The 20,037-nt window shown below is 63.6% G+C and carries 20 protein-coding genes; 10 read left to right on the top strand and 10 right to left on the bottom strand.

Annotation, left to right across the window (positions count from 1 at the left end; all coding sequences use genetic code 11):
* Positions 1-30: 30 nt before the first annotated feature.
* Positions 31-909 (top strand): hypothetical protein, encoded by an 879-nt coding sequence (locus tag NX782_RS12045; protein ID WP_258845708.1) that lies wholly within the window; start codon positions 31-33, stop codon positions 907-909.
* A gap of 13 nt (positions 910-922) precedes the next feature.
* Here NX782_RS12045 and NX782_RS12040 read toward each other — a convergent pair whose 3' ends face one another.
* From NX782_RS12040 to NX782_RS12020, 5 genes are all read right to left on the bottom strand, one after another.
* Complete coding sequence (locus NX782_RS12040) at positions 923-1,294, bottom strand: PAAR domain-containing protein (RefSeq protein ID WP_258845707.1); 372 nt, start codon at positions 1,292-1,294, stop codon at positions 923-925.
* A gap of 281 nt (positions 1,295-1,575) precedes the next feature.
* Positions 1,576-2,340, bottom strand: a complete 765-nt coding sequence (locus NX782_RS12035; protein ID WP_258845706.1) for a DUF3108 domain-containing protein — start codon at positions 2,338-2,340, stop codon at positions 1,576-1,578.
* A 126-nt stretch (positions 2,341-2,466) separates the two neighbouring features.
* On the bottom strand, positions 2,467-2,889 hold the full coding sequence (locus tag NX782_RS12030) for an acyl-CoA thioesterase (protein ID WP_258845705.1): 423 nt from the start codon (positions 2,887-2,889) through the stop codon (positions 2,467-2,469).
* 13 nt (positions 2,890-2,902) lie between these two features.
* The gene (gene hslO, locus NX782_RS12025; protein ID WP_258845704.1) at positions 2,903-3,859 is read right to left on the bottom strand and encodes an Hsp33 family molecular chaperone HslO; all 957 of its coding nucleotides are present in this window, start codon (positions 3,857-3,859) and stop codon (positions 2,903-2,905) included.
* Positions 3,860-3,862: 3 nt separating this feature from the next.
* The gene (locus NX782_RS12020) at positions 3,863-4,387 is read right to left on the bottom strand and encodes a gamma carbonic anhydrase family protein (protein ID WP_258845703.1); all 525 of its coding nucleotides are present in this window, start codon (positions 4,385-4,387) and stop codon (positions 3,863-3,865) included.
* A 163-nt stretch (positions 4,388-4,550) separates the two neighbouring features.
* Here NX782_RS12020 and NX782_RS12015 point away from each other — a divergent pair, with 163 nt between their 5' ends.
* The 8 genes from NX782_RS12015 (at position 4,551) to bamC (ending at position 13,300) form a co-directional block, all read left to right on the top strand.
* A complete protein-coding gene (locus NX782_RS12015) occupies positions 4,551-5,429 on the top strand; it encodes an alpha/beta fold hydrolase (protein ID WP_258845702.1) in 879 nt (292 codons plus the stop codon).
* A gap of 104 nt (positions 5,430-5,533) precedes the next feature.
* Positions 5,534-6,367 (top strand): 3',5'-nucleoside bisphosphate phosphatase, encoded by an 834-nt coding sequence (locus NX782_RS12010; protein WP_258845701.1) that lies wholly within the window; start codon positions 5,534-5,536, stop codon positions 6,365-6,367.
* A gap of 23 nt (positions 6,368-6,390) precedes the next feature.
* Complete coding sequence (locus tag NX782_RS12005; RefSeq protein WP_258845700.1) at positions 6,391-7,014, top strand: L-threonylcarbamoyladenylate synthase; 624 nt, start codon at positions 6,391-6,393, stop codon at positions 7,012-7,014.
* A 61-nt stretch (positions 7,015-7,075) separates the two neighbouring features.
* Positions 7,076-7,729 (top strand): site-2 protease family protein, encoded by a 654-nt coding sequence (locus NX782_RS12000; RefSeq protein ID WP_258845699.1) that lies wholly within the window; start codon positions 7,076-7,078, stop codon positions 7,727-7,729.
* A gap of 31 nt (positions 7,730-7,760) precedes the next feature.
* Positions 7,761-8,303: a class I SAM-dependent methyltransferase gene (locus NX782_RS11995; RefSeq protein ID WP_258845698.1), complete on the top strand. Its 543-nt coding sequence runs from the start codon at positions 7,761-7,763 to the stop codon at positions 8,301-8,303.
* Positions 8,304-9,424: 1,121 nt separating this feature from the next.
* Positions 9,425-11,125 (top strand): group II intron reverse transcriptase/maturase, encoded by a 1,701-nt coding sequence (ltrA, locus tag NX782_RS11990; RefSeq protein ID WP_258845697.1) that lies wholly within the window; start codon positions 9,425-9,427, stop codon positions 11,123-11,125.
* 118 nt (positions 11,126-11,243) lie between these two features.
* Positions 11,244-12,137, top strand: coding sequence for a 4-hydroxy-tetrahydrodipicolinate synthase (dapA, locus tag NX782_RS11985; RefSeq protein WP_258845696.1), 894 nt, complete (start codon positions 11,244-11,246; stop codon positions 12,135-12,137).
* A gap of 23 nt (positions 12,138-12,160) precedes the next feature.
* Positions 12,161-13,300, top strand: coding sequence for an NlpB/DapX family lipoprotein (gene bamC, locus NX782_RS11980; RefSeq protein WP_258845753.1), 1,140 nt, complete (start codon positions 12,161-12,163; stop codon positions 13,298-13,300).
* A gap of 128 nt (positions 13,301-13,428) precedes the next feature.
* Here the strand turns inward: bamC and NX782_RS11975 are convergent, their stop codons facing one another.
* The 3 genes from NX782_RS11975 to NX782_RS11965 form a co-directional block, all read right to left on the bottom strand.
* On the bottom strand, positions 13,429-13,713 hold the full coding sequence (locus NX782_RS11975) for a hypothetical protein (RefSeq protein WP_258845695.1): 285 nt from the start codon (positions 13,711-13,713) through the stop codon (positions 13,429-13,431).
* Positions 13,714-13,930: 217 nt separating this feature from the next.
* Positions 13,931-14,401, bottom strand: a complete 471-nt coding sequence (locus NX782_RS11970) for a DUF7931 domain-containing protein (RefSeq protein WP_258845694.1) — start codon at positions 14,399-14,401, stop codon at positions 13,931-13,933.
* A 17-nt stretch (positions 14,402-14,418) separates the two neighbouring features.
* Positions 14,419-15,540 carry a ribosomal protein uL16 3-hydroxylase gene (locus NX782_RS11965; protein WP_258845693.1) on the bottom strand — a complete coding sequence of 374 codons (1,122 nt, stop codon included), beginning with the start codon at positions 15,538-15,540 and terminating at the stop codon, positions 14,419-14,421.
* A gap of 79 nt (positions 15,541-15,619) precedes the next feature.
* Between NX782_RS11965 and NX782_RS11960 the strand changes: the two genes are divergently transcribed.
* A complete protein-coding gene (locus tag NX782_RS11960; RefSeq protein WP_258845691.1) occupies positions 15,620-16,165 on the top strand; it encodes an FKBP-type peptidyl-prolyl cis-trans isomerase in 546 nt (181 codons plus the stop codon).
* Positions 16,166-16,254: 89 nt separating this feature from the next.
* Here NX782_RS11960 and NX782_RS11955 read toward each other — a convergent pair whose 3' ends face one another.
* Positions 16,255-17,325, bottom strand: a complete 1,071-nt coding sequence (locus NX782_RS11955; protein ID WP_258845689.1) for a hypothetical protein — start codon at positions 17,323-17,325, stop codon at positions 16,255-16,257.
* The gene (mutS, locus tag NX782_RS11950) at positions 17,325-20,030 is read right to left on the bottom strand and encodes a DNA mismatch repair protein MutS (protein WP_258845688.1); all 2,706 of its coding nucleotides are present in this window, start codon (positions 20,028-20,030) and stop codon (positions 17,325-17,327) included. Before mutS ends, NX782_RS11955 begins: the two co-directional genes overlap by 1 nt.
* Between the last annotated feature and the right edge of the window lie 7 nt (positions 20,031-20,037).

The raw sequence follows: 20,037 nt of genomic DNA, 5'->3' as shown, positions 1-20,037 counted from the left end.
CTTTATGCCCAGTGCTGCTAGGATACGACGATGCAGACCCGAACCCTTGCCATCCTCCTCGCCGCCGGCGCCGGCCTCGCCGCCGTGCTCGCCCTGCGCCCAGGTGCCGAGCCCGAGCTGTCCGCCGCAACGCCGGCACCGGCCGCGCACAGCACACCGGCACGGGGGAGCTGGATGGATCCGGGCATGCTCGCGACGTCGGCATCGGCGTCGAAGGAAGACTTCGTTGCCGCGCCCCCGAAGGTGTTCTACGGCCGCAACGGCCGTCCCGTCGATTTCGGCGGCCAGGATGCCGCCACCTACATTAGCGAACGCGCCGCGCGTGCCCGCACCGGCGACCTGAAGGCGGCCTACGAGGCGTACCAGGCCGCATCCGGCTGCGCCGCGGCCGACGATCCGCTGCCCGATTTCTTCAGCGAGGACGAACTCAAGGAGACCCGGCGCGAACGCGAGCGCATGCACAAGCTGTGTGCGAACGTCTCGCCGGCCCAGCTGCAGGAGCGCATGCGCTTCCTTGGCCAGTTGGCCGACGCCGGGCAGCGCGAGGCGATGATCGATTTTTATATGGAGGGGCCGGGCGGCAAGCCGGTCGACCTGGGCGCGCGCGCCGACGACCCGGAAGTGCAGCAGTGGAAGCAGCAGGCCGTCGCCTACCTGCGCCAGGCCGGGGCGCAGTGCGACCAGTTCGCGCTTGGCCTGCTGTCGAATGCCTATGATGCCGGCCAGATCGTGGCGCGCGATCCGGCCGCTTCGATGACTTATGCAATTGCGTCCAATATGGCGCGGCATCATCCCCTGAGCGAACAGCAACTGCGCGAACGCTTCGGCGAAGAACTGGCGCCCGGCGCCTTCGATGCCGCGCTGCAGGCCGGCACGCGCCTGGCGGCCGCAGCCTGCCCACGCAGCTGAGGCACGCCGCCGTTCAGGGCGCGGCGCCCGGTTGCGGCGGCATGTAGCCTGGCTCGAGCAGGCCCAGCACGGGTTCGCCTTCGAGCACCACGATCTCGCCCATGCTCTGCGCACGCATGACGATGCGGTCGCCGTTGGCAACGTGGCTGCCGACCAGCGCGATCGGGCGGTTGCCGATGGTCGACGCATGGCCGGCCCCCGAGGTGATCACGCTTTCGCTGCCGTCCGGGTAGCGCACGCGGTCGCCCACGCAGGCAATCCGGTAATCGTCCGCGCAGGGATCGTTCGATGCCAGCACGACCTGGTCGCCGCGACTGGTGCGCGAGCCGATGGTAGCGATTGCATAACGGGCGACGACCTTGCGGGGTAAAACATGTTCGTTCATTTCTGATCTCCAAGCGACGGATTTGGACTGACCGGGAAATGGCGCCTTTTGTGTAAAAGCGACATTGTCCCGGCACCGCGTGCACGCATTTGTGCACTGGCCGTCATTGGAGCGCGGGGTTGATGAAATTCAATTGATCTTAATCAACTACGCCATGCGCAGGACATCGATTCAGCGTATTCCGACAGCGCTTCTTCGCATAGCTCCGCTTTGTTGCAGTTCAAAGAAGTCTGCGAAACATTTTGTCCGGCATCCTGCGCCTGTGGACTTGCCTGCGCCAGCTAGTCGATCAGGGTCTTGACCAGCACCTTGCCGTCGCGCGGCGCGCTTTCCTGGCGCAGCATCAACTGCGTGCCCTTGGCAAACCAGAACTTCGCCTCCGCGCCGGGCGTGCCGTAATCGGTCGTGACGACCCAGCAGTCGACTTGACCGGCCGGGCCGGCGATGGTTTCCGAACCGCTGACTTTAAACTGATAGCGCTTCGGCGCCGGACCGCCGGCATGGTAGAAGTTGATGCTGGCTTCATAGCCTGCGGCCAGCGGCAGCGCCTGCAGGAATTCGATGTCGGTCTCGAAGTTGAAGGTCGGCTCGCCCGACGCGATCGCTAGCGTTTTCAGGGCGTTATCGGCCAGTTCCGGCATGCCGCTCACGCCTTCTTTGCTGAATACCACGCCTTCGACCAGCTTTTTGCCATCCCTTTCGGTGATGCGCACATGGCTCAACGGGCGGAAGGTGGCGGTCTCGAACCAGGAGTCGAGGCGCTTGACCGAACCGGGTGAGGTGGGCGAGGCCATCGCGCCATCCCAGCGCTGCACGATGTGCATCTGCTGCCTGCCTTCGCGTTGTTCGAAGCGCACTTCACGCGCCCAGATGTCGAGCGGAATATTGGCGCCGTCGGTGGTGCGGAAATAGCGCAGGTAGTGGTGGGTGCCTGGCTTGAGCAAGTTGAAGCGCGGCAGCGGGGTGCCAACGTCGATATTGGTGACGGCGGCCTGGGCGCACATCGACAGGCAAGCGAGCAGGGCGGAGAGAAGGGCACGGCGCATGAAGACCTCGGCGGAAGGGAGATACCGCCGAGTATGCCGAGTATGACTATGTCAGATCAACAACAAATGGATATGCATGCGTAGGGTGGGCGGCCCCCGCCCACGCGTGGGCTCAGGGAGCCCACCCTACGACAGCGTCGCCAGCAGCGCCCGGGTGTCGTCGGGAATCGGCACCGGCCGATTCGATTCGCGATCCACATAAACGTGTACGAAATGCCCGGCCGCTGCCGGCATCTCGTCGTCGTTGCGGTACAGCCCGATCTCGTAGCGCACGCTGGAATTGCCCAGCTTGGCCACGCGCACACCCACGTGCACGGTGTCCGGGAAGGCGATCGAGCGGAAGTAGGAACAGCCGGTCTCGACCACGAAACCGACCGTCTTGCCGCCGTGGATGTCGAGCACGCCCCGCTCGATCAGGAAGCGGTTCACCGCCGTATCGAAGTAGCTGTAGTAATGGACGTTGTTGACGTGGCCGTAGACGTCGTTGTCCATCCAGCGGGTAGCGATCTCGCAAAAGTGCGGGAAGGCGGAGCGGGGCGTGTCGCGCATGCGGACCTTGTGGTTAGTGCTTCACATCGGACGCCGGCGCAATCGCGTCGGCGGTGGTGTCGGCGGCGAACAGCTGGGCGCAGTCGACCGCGTCGAACTCGTAGTGCTTGCCGCAGAAGTCGCAGTTGATCGCCAGCTGGCCGAGGTCGTGCAGCGCGGAATCGACTTCTTCGCGACCCAGCATCTTCAGCATGTTGCCGACCTTCTCGCGCGAGCAGGTGCAATGGAATTCCGGGTGCAGCGGATCGAACACGCGGATCGTCTCTTCCCAGAACAGGCGCTTGAGCAGCGTTGCCACGTCGGCCTCCAGCAGTTCCTTCTGCTGCAGGGTGCCGCCCAGCGCCAGCGCGCGGTTCCAGGTCTCGATGTCTTCCTCTTCGGTGGCCTGGGCGACCTGGCCTTCGATGTTGCTGTTGCGCGGCAGCTTTTGCAGCAGCAGGCCGCGCGCGACATTGTCGTCGGCCGCCAGCCACAGCTTGGTGTCCATCTGTTCCGAGCGCAGCATGTAGTTCTCGATCACGGTGGCCACGTCCTCGCCGACCAGCGGCACCACGCCCTGGTAAGGCTGCTGGCCCGGCACCTTGTCCTTCGGATCGAGGGTGATCACGAAGCGGCCCTGGCCGCCCACGTTCAGCAGCTGGGCCATCGAGGCGTCGTCCGGCACCGTGGCGCCCGGGCTCAGCTTGGCGGTGGCGCGCAGGTGCAGCTCGGCGTCGCACTCGACCACCAGCAGCTTGACCGGGCCGTCGCCGAAGATCTGCATCACGATCGAGCCGTTGAACTTCAGGTTGGCCGACAGCAGCGCCGCGGCGGCAACCATTTCGCCCAGCAAGCCCTTCACTGCCTTTGGGTAGTCGTGGCGCGACTGGATCTCACGCCAGGCGTTGGAAATCTCGACCAGCTCGCCGCGCACGGCAGCGTTGTCGAAGATGAATTTTTGCAGGATGTCCTTGCTGGTATCAGTCGTCATTCTTTATCCGATTTTCTTGAGTTCCGCCTTGAAGCGCTGGCCGCGCTCGACATAGCTGGCGGCATTGCCTTGCAGGCGGAGCAGGTCTTCTTCCGTGAGGGTACGCACTACCTTGGCCGGGCTGCCGATGATCAGCGAGTGATCCGGGAATTCCTTCCCCTCGGTCACCAGGGCGCCGGCGCCGACCAGGCAACCCTTGCCGATCCTGGCGCCGTTCAGCACCACGGCCTGGATGCCGATCAGCGAGCCGTCGCCGACGGTACAGCCGTGCAGCATGGCCTGGTGGCCGATGGTGACGTTCTTGCCGATCACCAGCGGGAAGCCCATGTCGGTGTGCATCACCGTGCCTTCCTGCACATTGCTGTTTTCGCCGACCGTGATGCGCTCGTTGTCGCCGCGGATCGTCACGCCGTCCCAGACCGAAGCCTTGGCTTCAAGGGTCACCTTGCCGATCAGGTTGGCGGAATCGGCCACGTAGGCCGAGGCGTCGATCTCGGGCGCATGCTCGCCCAGCTGGTAAATTGCCATGGATGTGCTCGCGAAAGTTTAGGTTGTTATTGGCGCTATTTTACGCCCTCGCGCCAGCTGTCGTCCGACAAGCGGCTGAGATGGGGCCGGCGAGCGGGAAATCAAGCTTTGTGCCTATAATGCGAACGGTCGTTCTATTTTCACATCTTATCCCGCACAAGCCATGAAGCCATCCCGTTCCGAATTCCTTACCATCCGCGGTCTGCGCACCCACGTCCGGCACTGGGGCCGCGAAGGCGCACCCAAGCTCTTCATGGCGCACGGCTGGATGGACATGTCGGCGTCCTTCCAGTTCGTGGTCGATGCGCTGGAGGGCGACTGGCACGTGATCGCCCACGACTGGCGCGGCTTCGGCCTGACCGAGCGTCCGGGCACGGACACCTACTGGTTCCCCGACTACTTTGCCGACCTCGATGCCATCCTCGATCATTACGCGCCGGGCGAGGCCGTCGACCTGCTGGGCCACAGCATGGGCGGCAACATCGCCAGCGTGTATGCCGGCATCTGCCCGGCGCGCATCAAGCGCCTGATCAACTTGGAAGGCTTCGGCCTGGCGCCCACCCGGCCGGAACAGGCGCCGGGCCGCTACGCCAAGTGGCTCGACGAGCTGAAAGCGCCGCCCGCCATGCGCCCCTATGCCAGCCTGGACGAAGTGGCGCAGCGCCTGCAGAAGACCAACCCGCGCCTGCCGGCCGCACGCGCCGCCTACCTGGCCCAGCACTGGGCCGCGCAGAACGCCGATGGCCAGTGGGAAATCCTGGGCGACCCGGCGCACAAGATGCACGGTCCACTGCTGTACCACGTGGATGAAGTGCTGGCCTGCTGGCGCCGCATCACCGCGCCGGTGCTGTGGGTCGAGGCCGAGCACACCAATATGTGGCTGTGGATGGGGCCGAAGGAAGAGGCGCGCCACGAGGTCGAGCGGCGCATGGCTTGCCTGGCCAAGGTGACGCCGAAGATGATGCCGGAGGCCGGGCATATGCTGCATCATGACCAGCCGGAAATGCTGGCGCGGATGATCGAGGCGTTTTTGGCTGAGTGATGTGATACGTGGGCTCGGGGAGCCCACCCTACGAGACATGTAGGGTGGGCACCCCGTGCCCACGCCGGCCGTCGCGTTCGGATCGATCCGGGTACAATGACACCATGCTGAAAGTCGATCTCCACTGCCATTCCAACGTCTCCGACGGCGTCCTCGCACCCGCTGCCGTGGCGGCCTATGCCCGCAAGGGTGGGGTCGACGCCTGGGCGCTGACCGACCACGACGAGCTGAAGGGCATCAAGGCCGCGCGCCAGGCGGCGCTGGACCTCGGCATGCGCTTCGTGCCGGGCGTCGAGATTTCCGTGACCTGGGGCGGCGAGACCGTGCACGTGGTCGGCCTGCAGGTGAACGAGGACGAACCCGTGCTGACGCAGGGCCTGGCCGCTACCCGCAACGGACGCGATGCGCGCGGACGCGAGATCGGCGCCCAGCTGGAGCGCGCCGGCATCCCCGGCGCCTACGAAGGCGCACTCAAATACGTCGGCAACCCGGACCTGCTGTCGCGCACCCATTTCGCCCGCTATCTGGTCGAGATCGGCGCCTGCGGCAGCACGTCCGAGGTGTTCCGCAAATACCTGACCGAGGGCAAGCCGGGCTATGTGCCGCACCGCTGGGCCACGCTGGCCGAAGCGGTCGGCTGGATCCGCCAGGCCGGCGGCATTCCCGTGATCGCCCATCCGGGCCGCTACCGTTTCACGCCGGTGGCCGAAGGCGCGATGCTCGACGAATTCAAGCAGCTGGGCGGCAATGCCATCGAGGTCGTCACCGGCAGCCACACGCCGGACCAGTACGAGACCTATGCCGAGGTGGCGCGCCGCTACGGTTTCCTGGCCTCGCGCGGCACCGATTTCCACGCGCCGGGCGAGGCGAGGGTGGAGTTCGACAAACTGCCGCCGCTGCCCGCGGGACTGACGCCGGTGTGGCACGACTGGTTCTGACTGGTTCCAAGTAAAGGTAGCCGATGACCCAATACTTCGAAATCCACCACGAAAACCCGCAACCGCGCCTGGTCCGCCAGGCCGCGCAGATCATCCAGTCGGGCGGCATCGTCGCGGTGCCCACCGACTCCGCCTATGCCCTGGTCTGCCGCCTCGACGACAAGGCGGCCGTCGAGAAGCTGCGCCGGCTGCGCGGCGTCGACGAGAAGCACCACCTGACCCTGCTGGTGCGCGACCTGTCCGAGATTTCGACCTACGCGCGCGTCGACAACCGCCAGTACCGCCTGCTGAAGGCGGTCACGCCCGGTCCTTACACCGTGATCCTGGATGCCACCCACGAGGTGCCGCGCCGCTTGTCGCATCCTTCGCGCAAGACCATCGGGATCCGCGTGCCCGAGAACGCGATCCTGCTGGCGCTGCTGGAGGAGCTGGGCGAGGCGCTGATCGGCACCACCCTGCAACTGCCCGGCGACGACCACATGCTGTCCGACCCGGAAGAGGTGATGCAACGCCTCGGCAAGCAGATCGACCTGGTGATCGACGGCGGCGCCGGTACCCTCGAGCCGACCACCATCGTCGACCTCACCGGCACCGAGCCCGTGCTGCTGCGCGAAGGCCGCGGCGACCCAGGCGCATTCGGCCTCTAACCCGGCCTGAAGTTTCGCCTGTAGTTCGGCAGGCATCTGTTCGTCTGTTAGAATCGTTTTTATGGATGAACAAATACGTAACCTAGCAGTCTACGCGCTGCCCGTTCTTTTTGCGATCACGATGCACAACGCCGCCCAGGCGTATGCCGCAAAATACTTCGGCGACATGACCGCTTTCGCGGCCGGTCGTGTCACCACCAACCCGCTGGCCCACATCGATCCTTTCGGCACGGTGATCCTGCCGGCGCTGCTCTACCTGACCACGGGCTTTGCCTTCGGCTACGCCAAGCCGCTGCCGATCGACTACGGCCGCCTGCGCAAGCCGAAGCGCGACATGGCCTTCGTGGCGCTGGCCGGTACGGCCGCCAACTTCGGCATGGCTTTGATGTGGTTGCTGCTGGGCATGTTCCTGCAATACTTCGGCGTCAGCGAACCTTTCCCGAACATGGTCGCCAAAGCAGGTGTCATCACCAACCTGGTGCTGCTGGCCTTTAACCTGCTGCCGATTCCGCCGATGGATGGCGGCCGCATCGTCTTCAGCCTGCTGCCGAACAAGCTGGCCTACAAGTATGCGCGCATCGAGCCCTACGGCTTCTTCATCCTGCTCGGCGTGATCCTGCTGAAACTGCACATTTACTGGATCATTCCCATCATTGCGGTGTCCCAGGTGCTGTTGCACGTGATCGTGTATCCGCTGAGCTTCATCCTGACCTGATTGCACGACACAGCCATGTTGAGGCGATCCCATGTCTGAGGTATCTGCCTGGGTGGCGCGCTGGGCGCCGCTCATTCCCCAGGGTGCGGCGCTCGACCTGGCCTGCGGCAGCGGCCGCCATGCCCGTCTGCTGGCCTCGCTGGGCCACGCCGTCACCGCACTCGACCGCGATGCGCAGTCGCTGGCCGCGGCAAGCGGGCCGGGCATCGCCACGCTTCAGCACGACCTGGAAGCGCCGGATGCCGTCTGGCCGATGGCGCCGGGCAGCCTGGCCGGCATCGTCGTCACCAATTACCTGCACCGTCCGCTGTTCGGCCAGATTGCCGCCGCGCTGGCGCCGGACGGGGTGCTGATCTACGAAACCTTCGCCCGCGGGAACGAAATCTTCGGCAAGCCGTCGAACCCTGCGTTCCTGCTGAATCCGGGTGAGCTGCTGGAACTGGCGGCGCTGGGCGGTCTGCGGGTGCTGGCTTACGAGGATGGCGTGATCGCCGCACCGAAGCCGGCACGGGTGCAGCGCCTGTGCGCGGTGGGGCAGGGTTTCGATCTCGAGGTTGCGCGACTGGATATGTAACTGAGCTGTAACTGAGGTGTAACTGAGCTGTTTATCTAAATGGGAAATAAACCATAACCTCGGGCTATCCAGTACAATCGAATTTTTAGTGCGACACGTTGAGTGTTGCCTGGACACAAAAGCTGGCCTTGTGCGTTTTGGCGAGCATTATTCTGAAGTTTCACTCTGAGAGAACCGTCTGGCGCTTCGGCTCCGACGCTTTATCAGTTCCCTCCGGAACTGCACAATCGAGTTGTTGCCTCGCGTTAATGGAGGTGGCAGGTCGAGCCTTTGTCTGAAGTTGTAGCTTGATTTGGGCAGGATGTAGCATTTTCGTCACTGTAGGCATTTTCGTAACAACTGCTTACAACATTCTTTGTGTCATGAGTGGAGCGGGGAGGCGTGCAACATGTCTCCTGTCCAGAGCACCTCTGCTCTGTGATGCCTTGTTGTGTCCATGGATTATTTAGTGGTGCCACAACCAGATGTACGACCATCTGTAGCCTGGACTGAGCGTGCGTCACCGGTAACGGTGGGGTTCGAAGCCTCAGGAACACGTCCCACAGTAGCTTCTTACTGTCATGCGCCACGTGAGTGGAGCATGGATACTGCCAGCAGCAGGCGGTTGCGGGGCAAGGCTAGTGCCGCATGGGTAAATTAACTGAACCATCGTGTGAACCCTCGTGACGATTGAAAGGCTTAAGCTGCTTGATGGCCTTAACCAAAAGGTACGTGACCGGATGCCCTGATTGAAAAACAGAGCACGTCGTCGAACGGTCACCGGGGGAAAGATGGACCCTAAACGGTAGGTCGCGGGAGGTGGTCAAGTCCCGCGTCGGCATTGCAGGGAACGTGGTAAGCCCGACTTCTCGCCTGTTCGGACAAAACACCGAAAGAGCAGGCAGGCGCGAGCTGTTGGGATAGCGGGTAGGGGATCGTGGAGAAAGCGAAGGCCGGGCTGTAACGGTCCGGATAGGGATTCAAGATTTGTCCTGCCCGAAAGGGTGCAGACTTCCACGAGGTGTAATAGTCGTTAGCATCTGTTCCGGCTTTGTAGTTATTTCATTGGACCCAGGAGGGAGCACGTAATCCCTTCGGGGACGACGTGCGGCCTCTACAGTCACTGACTATGGAGGTACAGCATGGAAGTAACTGGCGGCATGACGGCCGGTTCTGCGTCCTCACACGTCAGCAGGGATTGGGCAACGGTGGATTGGGGCCTAGTCCAGCGAAACGTGAGAGCCATGCAGGTCCGGCTAGCGAAGGCAACAGCGTCGTGCGACTGGCGCAGGGTCAAATCCTTGCAACGGTCACTGACCCGCTCGTTTTCTGCCAGAGCATTGGCGGTGAGGCGAGTGACGGAAAACCGAGGCAAACGGACGGCGGGAGTCGACCGTGAGCTGTGGGATACGCGGGAGTCGAAATATAGGGCGATATCCCGGTTGAAGAAGCGGGGCTACCACCCCCGGCCATTACGTCGTGTGTACATTCCCAAGGCGAACGGAACCATGCGCCCTTTGGGGATTCCGACCATGCTGGACAGGGCAATGCAAGCGCTGTATCAGCTTGCGCTCGATCCGGTACTGGAAACGAAGAGTGACCCGAACTCGTATGGGTTCCGGCGCTCTCGGTGCACAGCCGACGCGATGTCCCAACTGTTCGTGAAAATGGCCCGAAAGAAGATCTCGGCAGCATGGGTTCTGGACGCGGACATTGAGGGGTTCTTCGACAACATCAATCACAAGTGGCTATTGGAGCACGTCTGCATGGACAAGCTGATCCTGAAAAGGTGGCTGAAGTGCGGTGTGGTTGACAAGGCAGGTCTGGCTGCAACAGTCGCTGGAACGCCGCAGGGAGGCGTGATTTCCCCAGCACTAGCGAACTGGACGTTGAACGGACTGGAAGGAAGCCTTACCGAACATTTCATCGGGAAGTGGGGCACGGTCCGGACCAACAAGCTCAAGCTCGGAGTCATACGGTATGCCGACGACTTTGTGATCACTGCGGACTCGAAAGAGCTGCTGGAGAACGAGGTCGTTCCTTGGCTTGAATCCTTCCTGGCGGAGAGAGGCCTCAGGCTCTCGAAGTCGAAGACGAGGATCGTGCATATCGACGATGGCTTTGATTTCCTTGGCTGGAACTTCCGCAAGTATTCCGAGAAGCTTCTCATCAAGCCAAGCAGGAAGAATGTGAAAGCGTTCTACGACGAGTTGAGAAGGGTTGTCAGATCCATGGCAACGGCGACGCAGGAGGATCTTATCCGCGCGCTGAATCTGAAGCTGAAAGGCTGGGCGGCGTATCACAGTCCGGTCGTGGCGAAGGAAACCTTCTCGCGCATTGACTCGCTGCTGTACTGGCGACTAGTGCGCTGGGCCAAGCGCAGGCATCCAAGGAAGAAGAAGGACTACATCCGCGACAGGTATTGGCGGACGGTCGGAGATCGGAACTGGGTGTTTGCCGTAAATGCAGCCAAGAAAGATGGTGCAGAAGATGTGCTAGAGTTATACTCGCTGTCTAGCACGCCCATATTACGGCACTTGAAGATCAAGGGGGAGTTCAACCCTTACGACCCGAAGGACGAGGTCTATCTGGAAGAGACCCTGCAAAAGAGGATGCAGCGCAAGGCGCCATTCTTCAAGCGGTGGGCTCGACTGTACCTCGACCAGCAGGGAAAGTGCCCGGTATGTGGGTTCGAGTTGACTGAGGAGGCGGATGTTCACCATATCGTCTACAAGGTGAACGGCGGCTCGGAAGCTCTCAGCAACAAAGTTCTGGTGCACCCGACCTGCCACAGGCAGATTCACAGCCTTGGTTTGAAAGTTGTTAAGCCGGCTCCTGTATAGGAGCTTTTATTACACTCGAGCCGTGTGCGATGAAAGTCGCACGCACGGTTCTACGGGGGGAGGGGTCTGGTAACAGGCTCTTCCTACCCAACTTTATTAACGGCACGGTCCACTGATTATGATTAAGGGCAGCATAGTAGCAATCGTCACGCCAATGTTTGAAGATGGCAGCCTGGACAAGGACAGCCTCCGAAAACTGCTGGACTGGCACGTTGCGGAGGGCACGGACGGTGTCGTCATCGTCGGTACGACTGGTGAATCCGCGACCGTCAGCCCGGAAGAGCACTGCGAACTGATCAAGCTGACGGTCGAGCACGTCGCTGGCCGTATTCCGGTGATCGCCGGGTCGGGTGGCAACTCGACCGCGGAAGCGATCGCACTGACCCGCCATGCGAAAGACGTCGGCGCCGACGCCTCGCTGCAGGTGGTTCCGTACTACAACCGTCCGACCCAGGAAGGCATGTACCGGCACTTCAAGGCGATCGCGGAAGCGGTCGACCTGCCGGTGATCCTGTACAACGTGCCGGGCCGTACCGTGGCGGACATGAGCAACGAGACCGTGCTGCGCCTGGCGCCGATCGACAATATCGTCGGCATCAAGGACGCGACCGGCAACATCGGCCGTGGCGCCGAGCTGCTGCGCGAGCTCGACCGTTCTTTCGCCGGCGGCAAGCCCTTCGGCGTGTACTCGGGCGACGATCCGACCGCGATGGCGCTGATGTTCATGGGCGGCGCCGGCAATATCTCGGTGACGGCGAACGTTGCGCCGCGCGCCATGCACGACATGTGCGAGGCGGCCATGGCGGGCAATATCGCACGTGCGGTCGAGATCAATAACCGCGTGCTGTCGCTGCACGCAAAGCTGTTCGTAGAACCGAACCCGGTCCCGGTCAAATGGGCGCTGGCTGAAATGGGCAAGATGCCGGCGGGCCTGCGCTTGCCGCTGGCACCACTGTCCGCGCAATACCACGACACCGTCCGCGCGGCACTGCGCGAATCGGGCGTACTTTGATAGCTTCAGACTCAGAACACATGATGAATCGTAAGATCAAGACTCACCACGCTACCCGTACCGTCGCCCTGACCGCACTGGCACTCAGCCTGGCAGCGTGCACGACCGTGTTCGAACACGACAAGGTGGACTATCGCTCGGCCAAGAAAGCCGCCCCGCTGGACATCCCGCCGGACCTGACCCAGCTGCAGAAAGACAACCGCTATGCCGTGCCGGAAGGCCGCGGCGTCGCCACCGCTTCCGGCTTCCAGCAGGCGCGCGGCGACCAGACTGCCGCGCCAATGGTGGCGGGCGAGCCGGTGGGCCCGATCTCGACCGACGCCGTGCGCATCGAGCGCGCCGGCAACCAGCGCTGGCTGGTGGTCAAGGCGACCCCGGAACAGCTGTGGCCGAAGCTGCAGGCCTTCTGGCCGAGCGTCGGCTTCACGGTGGAAACCGAGAACGCCCAGACCGGTGTCATGGAAACCAACTGGGCCGAGAACCGTTCCAAGATTCCGCAAGACATCATCCGCCGCACCATCGGCAAAGTGTTCGACGCGGCCTACTCGACCGGCGAGCGCGACAAGTACCGCACCCGCCTGGAGCGCCGTCCGGACGGCTCGACCGAAATCTACATCAGCCACCGCGGCGCGGAAGAAGTGCTGGTCGGCCCGCAGAAGGAAAGCACGACCTGGACCACGCGTCCGACCGATCCGGGCCTCGAGGCCGAATTCCTGGCTCGCCTGATGGCCCAGCTGACCGGCGCCACCAAGCCGGCCGAGGTCAAGCAGGCCACCGCCGCCGTCGTCAATGCGGCGCCGGAAGCCGAGCACGCCAAGCTGGAAAACGGCAAGGTCGTCGTCGATGAAGGCTTCGACCGTGCATGGCGTCGTGTCGGCCTGGCGCTGGACCGCGTCGGCTTCACCGTCGAAGACCGCGACCGCGTGCAGGGCATCTACTTCGTGCGCTACGTCGATCCGGACAAGGCTTCCAAGGAAGGCTTCTTCAGCAAGCTGTTCGGCAGCGAAGACAAGAACAAGGAAGCCCAGCGCTACCGCGTCCTGGTCTCGGCCGTGCCGAATGCCGCCACGACCGACGTCACCGTCCAGAGCAACGACGGCAAGCCGGAGACTTCGGAAACCGGCGCGAAGATCCTGAATCTGCTGGTGGGCGAGCTGAAGTAATCTGGTTTGCTGCCAATGAAAAACCGGCCTGATGGCCGGTTTTTTTATTGCCCTTCATTTGCGCTTGCGCGGGAATGACGGGCGAAAAAAAACCGGCCCGCGGGCCGGTTTTAATGAAGCAATGCTGATTACTTCGAAGCAGCCGGAGCAGCAGCAGCCGAAGCGGCGTCAGCAGCAGCCGAAGCAGCCGAAGCAGCAGCCGAAGCGGCCGAAGCAGCAGCGTCAGCAGCGGCCGGAGCAGCAGCGGTAGCGTCGGTGGTGGTAGCGGCCGGAGCAGCGGTGGTGTCAGCGGCCGGAGCGGCAGCCGGAGCGGTGGCTTCAGCAGCCGGAGCAGCGGCCGGAGCTTCTTCTTTCTTCGAGCAAGCAGCCAGAGCAACAGCCAGCAGGGAAACGATCAGCAGAGATTTTTTCATGGTTTTTCCTTAGTTAATTCAAAAGGTAAGTGCGTCTAATGCGATGAATAATTACCGGTAATTATCGCTCGTTAGGAATTACCGTAGCGGAATCTTCCTAACCCGATATTATAGCCAAATTTACTGAATCGCAATAGAAAACACATGCTATCCTGAAACTATTGGAGGTAACAACAACATTCATATTGTTACAACATGTAACGGCCTCAGGAGGCAGTCAAAGACCGGTCACAGTAGGGTGTAAACCGGGTTGAGATTCTTCCCAAATCGCCGCAAAACGCTCACGCGGCACCTCCGTTTCTTGCGGCGCATCAAAGACCGCTTCGCCCCGTAAATGGTCGCTGTGAAAGCGCCGAACGATGTGCAGGCCATCCGCGATGCAGAAGGAATCGGTGAGCTGGCGGATACCCCGGTGCGTTACCCGGCACTCGATACGGTGCCCATGTGTGCGCAGCAGGCGCAGGAAGCGCGGGGCGTGACGCTCGATGTGCGCGCTGCCGTGCATCGCCAGGCGCAGCTGGCCGCCACCCGCCAGGAAGCTGCGCAACACCGCATCGACGTCCGGATCGCCCAGCGGGAACAGGGCGAAATCCGGGTCGAACAGATCGAGCGATGCCTGCGCCCGCGCCATCACCGCGCGCAGCTGGCGCTGGAACTCGGCACGGGTGTCGAAGCGCAGGATCTCCATGGGCTCAGGCGGCGCATTCAGCCCAGTTCGAGCCAGCCGTCCGAGTACCAGGTGTACAGCGCTTCCAGCACGTCATCGGAGGCCTGCTCCAGCATCGCACCGTCCAGGCTGCGCTGGTTGGCCAGCACGTCGAGCACGGCCTTGTCGGCGCGGCCCACCTCGAAGGATTCGCCGTTGATGAACACGTGTTTGCCGCGGTACAGCATCAGCGTCTTCGGCGACAGCTTCAGCCCGCGCTTGGCAGCCTGTTCCATGAAGCGGCCGACCGTCAGCGGCTTGGCGACCGGCGTGAAGAACACGTTGTGCTTGGGCTCGGACAGGTACTCGCCCATGAAGATGGTCACGTCTTCCTCGTCCCAGCGCACCTTGTTCAGTTCTTCGGTAATGCTGGTGAGCATCTCCTTCGGGATCTCGGCCGGGTTCTTGGCCGGCTGCAGTCCGGGGTCGGCGTAGCGGCCCGGCAGGTCGATCGAATCGGCCATGAACTGCAGGAAGGCTTCGCCCAGTTCCTGGTAGGACGGCGAGCGGAAACCGATCGAATAAGTCATGCACTCGCCCTCGGCGATGCCATCGTGGGCATAGTGCGGCGGCAGGTAGAGCATGTCGCCCGGTTCCAGCACGAATTCCTCTTCCGGCTCGAAGTTGGCGAGGATCTTGAGCGGCAGGCCTTCGACCAGGCTCAGGTCCTGCTGGGCGCCGATGCGCCAGCGGCGGCGGCCCTGCGCCTGCAGCAGGAACACGTCATAGGAATCGAAGTGCGGACCAACGCCGCCGCCATCGGTGGCGAAGCTGACCATCAGGTCGTCCAGGCGCGCGTCCGGCACGAAGCGGAACTCGCGCAGCAGTTCGTCGGCCTTGGGCTCGTGCAGGTTGATGCCTTGCACCAGCATGGTCCACTCGCGCTGGCTGCGCGGCGGCAATTCCTGGAGCGGACCGTGGTCCATGTTCCATTGCCCATCAGCGAGGATGACGAGGCGCGATTCGACGTGGTTGAGCTTGGCAAGTTCGGCCAGTTTGTCGAACTTGAGCAGGGGTTTGAAACCGGGGATCGCCTGGCGGATCAGCAGCGGCTTCTTGTGCCAGTAATCGCGGAGAAACTGGGCGGGCGTGATGTTCCCGAGGAGCTGTAATTTTTTCATGCGACATTATAACCAGCGGCCGGCGGGCTTCGGCGTTAGCGGGGTTATAATCCGAGCCTTATACATGAAAGGAAGCGCAATGAAGATTGCCCAGAACACGGTGGTATCGGTCAACTACAAGCTGTCCGACGCCCAGAACAACCTGATCGAAGACGGCGCCCAGCCGATGGTGTACCTGCACGGCGGCTACGAAAACACGCTGCCGAAGATCGAAGAGGAACTGGACGGCAAGGAAGTGGGCTACTCGTCGACCATCCAGATCGAGCCGGAAGACGCCTTCGGCGACTACGACCCGAGCCTGCTGAAGGTCGAAGAGCGTTCGCGCCTGCCGGAACCGCTGGAAGTCGGCATGCAGTTCGAAGGCGTGGCCGATGGCAGCGACGAAGAACCGACGATCTTCACCGTGACCGAAGTCGCCGACGACAAGGTCGTGCTCGATGGTAACCATCCGCTGGCCGGCATGGCCCTGCGTTTCGAGCTGTCGGTCATCGACGTGCGCGCCGCCACCGAAGAGGAAATCGCCCACGGTCACGTGCATGGCGCCCATGGCCACCATCACGGCCACGGCGACGACATGGACGACGGCGAGGAAGGCGACCACTTCCGCAGCCAGCCGCTCAACTAAGCTCACCACTAAGCTCACGAGCTAAGTCAGCGCGCATGAAAAACGGGCCGCTAGCTGCGGCCCGTGCTCATTTGCGCGCTAAATTCTGCTCATTTGAGCGCCTGCTTCACCGCCTTGGGATGGCTGCCGCCGTCCGGCTTCTCCTGCTTTTCCGGCTTCTCGCCTTTCGCCTTGTCGCCGGCATCGTCCAGCTCGCCGATCCTGAACAGCGCCTTGGCCGCCGGGTCCACCGTGACCTGGATTTCTTCCTGCCCGACCGATAGATGACCGAGGTTGCCGCGCCACTCGATCGCCGGCTTCGCCCCCTTGGCCAGCGGCGCGCTGTCGACCAGCAGCACCTTGCCGCGGAATTTCTGCGCCAGCGTCAGCACCTGGCGGCGCGTTTCGGCAAAGCCGTCGTTGTCCGGCACCGGCACCGCGCGGCGCAGCAGGGCGCGCAGGCCGGTCGGCTGCGACAGCGCCTTCAGGTCGCCTTCCGCAAACAGCACGATCGCTTCCGCCTTGTCGCGTTTGGCGATTGCGAACAGGCGGTTGAGCCAGAAGCGGTTGGCCACCAGCCGGTCTTCGTATTCGCTGTTGCGGCCGGCCTCGGTGAGGTAATGGTTGTTGTTGGCCGGGAGGTTCAGCACGGCATACAGCACCTTGCCGACCGACCAGTGGGCATTCTCCGCATAGCTGCGAAAGCGCGGGCTGGCCGACTGGCGCGTCAGCGGCAGCTTGCGCGCGCCCAGCGATTGCGGCTCGGCGTAGAACAGCTCGCGGATCCGGTTCAGGCGCTCGATCGCATTGGTACGCCCGGCGCTGTTGCGGCACTCGGTCCAGTCGCTGGCGGCCGGCACCACGATGGCGGGACGGCGCGCATTGCTGATCACCTCGCGCCGCTGCTGGTAGAGCTTGTCGCTGCAGGCTTCCTTGACGCCCTTGATGCCGGTGACGACCAGGAAGGCGGTCGACTTGTCGTCGGCTTCGTTGATGGCCTGCTTCAGGCGCGCGTCGATGCCGTCGCCGGCACGCTGGCCCGCATCGCGCCCCGCATTGTTTCCGATGACGGCGAAGCGGTGCGCGCCATCGTCCTCCTTCGCGTCCCTGGCCGCCAGCGCGCTGCCCGTGAGCAGGGCGGCGGCGACCAGGAGACCGAGGCGCGGGCGCGTCAACCGCATTATGCGCTGGCCAGGCGCTTGAGCTCGTACAGGCGCTCGAGCGCTTCGCGCGGGGTCAGGGCATCCGGATCGATCGCATCGAGCAGGGTGAGGGCCGGCGATTCTTCCTGCACCGGGGCAGGTGCCGGCGCCACTGTAGCTTGCGTCGATTCGGCCGGCGCCGCATCGGCGTCAAGGGCATCGTCGCAAGGCGCGGCAGCGAACAGGTCGAGCTGCGGCGTCGCATCCAGCGCCTGCGATTCCAGGCGCGCCAGGTGCTTGCGCGCGGCGCGGATCACGGAGGGCGGCACGCCGGCCAGCTGCGCCACCTGCAAGCCGTAGCTCTGCGATGCCGGGCCGTCCTGCACCGCGTGCAGGAACACGATGCTGTCCTTGTGCTCGACCGCCGACAGGTGCACGTTGGCCGCGCTCGGATGGCTCTCCGGCAGCTGGGTCAGTTCGAAATAATGGGTCGCGAACAAGGTGAAGCTGCGGCTGGTGTCGATCAGGTGGCGCGCGATCGCCCAGGCCAGCGCGAGGCCGTCGAAGGTCGAGGTACCGCGGCCGACTTCGTCCATCAGCACCAGCGAATGCTCGGTGGCGCCGTTCAGGATCGCCGCCGATTCCGTCATCTCGACCATGAAGGTGGAGCGGCCATTGGCCAGGTCGTCGGAAGCGCCGATGCGGGTGAAGATGCGGTCGATCGGGCCGATCGTCGCACTGGTCGCCGGCACGTAGCTGCCGACGTAGGCCAGCAGCGTGATCAATGCGACCTGGCGCATGAAGGTCGACTTACCGCCCATGTTCGGACCGGTGATCAGGAGCAGGCGGCGGTCGTTCGACAGCTTGCAGTCGTTGGCGATGAAGCGCTCGATCTGGTTCTCGACCACCGGATGGCGGCCCTCGAAGATGGTGAGGCAGGGCGCGTCGACCAGCTGCGGACGGCACCAGTTGTTGCGCACCGCGTGCGCAGCCAGCGCCACCAGCGCGTCGATGCGGGCGATGCCCGAAGCGACCATCTGCAGGCAGGCGATATGCGGCGCCAGGTCGGCCAGCAGCAGGTCGTACAGCAGCTTCTCGCGGGCCAGCGCGCGGTCCTGGGCCGACAGGGCCTTGTCTTCGAACGCCTTCAGCTCCGGCGTGATGTAGCGTTCGCAGTTCTTGAGGGTCTGGCGGCGGCGGTAGTCCTCGGGCACCTTGTCGGCCTGGCCGTTGGTGACTTCGATGTAGAAGCCGTGCACCTTGTTGTATTCGACGCGCAGGTTGGCGATGCCGGTGCGGGCGCGCTCGCGGGTCTCGAGGTCGACCAGGAACTGGCCGGCGTTCTCGGACAGCGCGCGCAGCTCGTCGAGCTCCGCATCGAAGCCTCGCGCGAACACGCCGCCGTCGCGCACCATGGCGGCCGGTTCCTCGGCGATGGCGCGCGTCAGCAGGTCCAGGCAATGCTCGGGGATGGCGATGGCTTCATGAATATCGCGCAGCAGGCAGGAGTCACCCGGGATGAAGCAGTTGGCGACCAGCTCGCGCAGCACCGGCAGCTGTTTCAGGCCGTCGCGCAGGCAGGCCAGGTCGCGCGGGCGCGCGGTCAAGAGAGCGATGCGGGTGGTGATGCGCTCGACGTCCGGCACGTGGGCCAGCGTCGCCGACAATGCGTGGCAGGCGTCGTGCTCGGCCAGCGCGGCGATCGCCTCGTGGCGGCCGCGCGCCACCGACTGGTCGCGCTTCGCGTGGTGCAGCCAGTGGCGCAGCAGGCGCGAACCCATCGCCGTGCGGCAGCCGTCCAGCAGCGAAAACAGCGTCGGCGCCTCAAGGCCGCGAATGGTCTCGGTGATTTCCAGGTTGCGGCGCGTGGTGGCATCCAGGCCGATGAATTCGGATTCCGATTCGACGGCCAGGCTCTTCACGTGCTGCAGGCCGCGGCCCTGCGTCGACTGCGCGTAACGCAGCAGCGCACCGGCCGCGCCGAAGGCGGCGCCCAGGCCATCGCAGCCGAAGCCGGAGAGCGTCGACACACCCAGCTGGTCGAGCAGCGCCTTGTGGCCGTGCACGACCTCGAAGTGCCATTCGGGCACGCGCTGGTTGTGGCCAATGTTCGTTTCCTCGAACATGTCGCCATTCGCATCCGCACGCAGCACTTCGGCCGGCGCGATGCGCTCCAGCTCCTGCACCAGGCGCAGCGCGGCGTTCTTCGAATCGGCCGTGAATTCCATCAGCTTCAGCGCGCCGCTGGCCAGCGACAGCCAGGCCAGGCCGGTCGTCACATGCTTGCGGTTCGGGACCGTGCACACGGCCAGCAGCGGGCGCTCGGCCTTTTCCGGCAGCAGGTCCGAATCGGTCAGGGTGCCCGGCGTGACCACCCGCACCACCTTGCGTTCGACCGGGCCTTTGCTCAGCGCCGGGTCGCCGATCTGTTCGCAGATTGCGCAGGACTCGCCCAGCTTGACCAGCTTGGCCAGGTAGGGATCGAGCGAGTGGAAGGGCACACCCGCCATCTTGATCGGGTTGCCATTCGAGGTCCCGCGCGCGGTCAGCGTGATGCCGAGGATGCGCGAGGCTTTCTCGGCATCCTCGAAGAACAGCTCGTAGAAGTCGCCCATGCGGTAGAACACCAGCATGGTCGGGTACTCTCCCTTGATCCGGAGGTACTGTTGCATCATCGGAGTGTGTTTTTCGGCGGTGGCAAGGGCCTTGGCCGCGGCGGCGTTGATTTCGTGTGGGACGTTCATGGCTATT

Source organism: Massilia norwichensis, from assembly GCF_024753245.1.
GTDB classification, from domain to species: Bacteria; Pseudomonadota; Gammaproteobacteria; order Burkholderiales; family Burkholderiaceae_D; genus Telluria; species Telluria norwichensis.
Note: the sequence above shows the minus strand (reverse complement) of the source record. Positions and strands in the feature narration are given on the sequence as shown.

Bases quoted from the DNA above. Each gene is read 5' to 3' on its own strand.
- NX782_RS11975 (WP_258845695.1), bottom strand. From the start codon at position 13,713: ATGAAAAAATCTCTGCTGATCGTTTCCCTGCTGGCTGTTGCTCTGGCT.
- NX782_RS11970 (WP_258845694.1), bottom strand. From the start codon at position 14,401: ATGGAGATCCTGCGCTTCGACACCCGTGCCGAGTTCCAGCGCCAGCTG.
- NX782_RS11965 (WP_258845693.1), bottom strand. From the start codon at position 15,540: ATGAAAAAATTACAGCTCCTCGGGAACATCACGCCCGCCCAGTTTCTC.
- NX782_RS12030 (WP_258845705.1), bottom strand. From the start codon at position 2,889: ATGCGCGACACGCCCCGCTCCGCCTTCCCGCACTTTTGCGAGATCGCT.
- NX782_RS11960 (WP_258845691.1), top strand. From the start codon at position 15,620: ATGAAGATTGCCCAGAACACGGTGGTATCGGTCAACTACAAGCTGTCC.
- NX782_RS12000 (WP_258845699.1), top strand. From the start codon at position 7,076: ATGGATGAACAAATACGTAACCTAGCAGTCTACGCGCTGCCCGTTCTT.
- NX782_RS12035 (WP_258845706.1), bottom strand. From the start codon at position 2,340: ATGCGCCGTGCCCTTCTCTCCGCCCTGCTCGCTTGCCTGTCGATGTGC.
- NX782_RS12020 (WP_258845703.1), bottom strand. From the start codon at position 4,387: ATGGCAATTTACCAGCTGGGCGAGCATGCGCCCGAGATCGACGCCTCG.
- NX782_RS12040 (WP_258845707.1), bottom strand. From the start codon at position 1,294: ATGAACGAACATGTTTTACCCCGCAAGGTCGTCGCCCGTTATGCAATC.
- NX782_RS12010 (WP_258845701.1), top strand. From the start codon at position 5,534: ATGCTGAAAGTCGATCTCCACTGCCATTCCAACGTCTCCGACGGCGTC.
- hslO (WP_258845704.1), bottom strand. From the start codon at position 3,859: ATGACGACTGATACCAGCAAGGACATCCTGCAAAAATTCATCTTCGAC.
- bamC (WP_258845753.1), top strand. From the start codon at position 12,161: ATGAATCGTAAGATCAAGACTCACCACGCTACCCGTACCGTCGCCCTG.
- NX782_RS12045 (WP_258845708.1), top strand. From the start codon at position 31: ATGCAGACCCGAACCCTTGCCATCCTCCTCGCCGCCGGCGCCGGCCTC.
- NX782_RS11995 (WP_258845698.1), top strand. From the start codon at position 7,761: ATGTCTGAGGTATCTGCCTGGGTGGCGCGCTGGGCGCCGCTCATTCCC.
- ltrA (WP_258845697.1), top strand. From the start codon at position 9,425: ATGGAAGTAACTGGCGGCATGACGGCCGGTTCTGCGTCCTCACACGTC.
- mutS (WP_258845688.1), bottom strand. From the start codon at position 20,030: ATGAACGTCCCACACGAAATCAACGCCGCCGCGGCCAAGGCCCTTGCC.
- NX782_RS12005 (WP_258845700.1), top strand. From the start codon at position 6,391: ATGACCCAATACTTCGAAATCCACCACGAAAACCCGCAACCGCGCCTG.
- NX782_RS11955 (WP_258845689.1), bottom strand. From the start codon at position 17,325: ATGCGGTTGACGCGCCCGCGCCTCGGTCTCCTGGTCGCCGCCGCCCTG.
- NX782_RS12015 (WP_258845702.1), top strand. From the start codon at position 4,551: ATGAAGCCATCCCGTTCCGAATTCCTTACCATCCGCGGTCTGCGCACC.
- dapA (WP_258845696.1), top strand. From the start codon at position 11,244: ATGATTAAGGGCAGCATAGTAGCAATCGTCACGCCAATGTTTGAAGAT.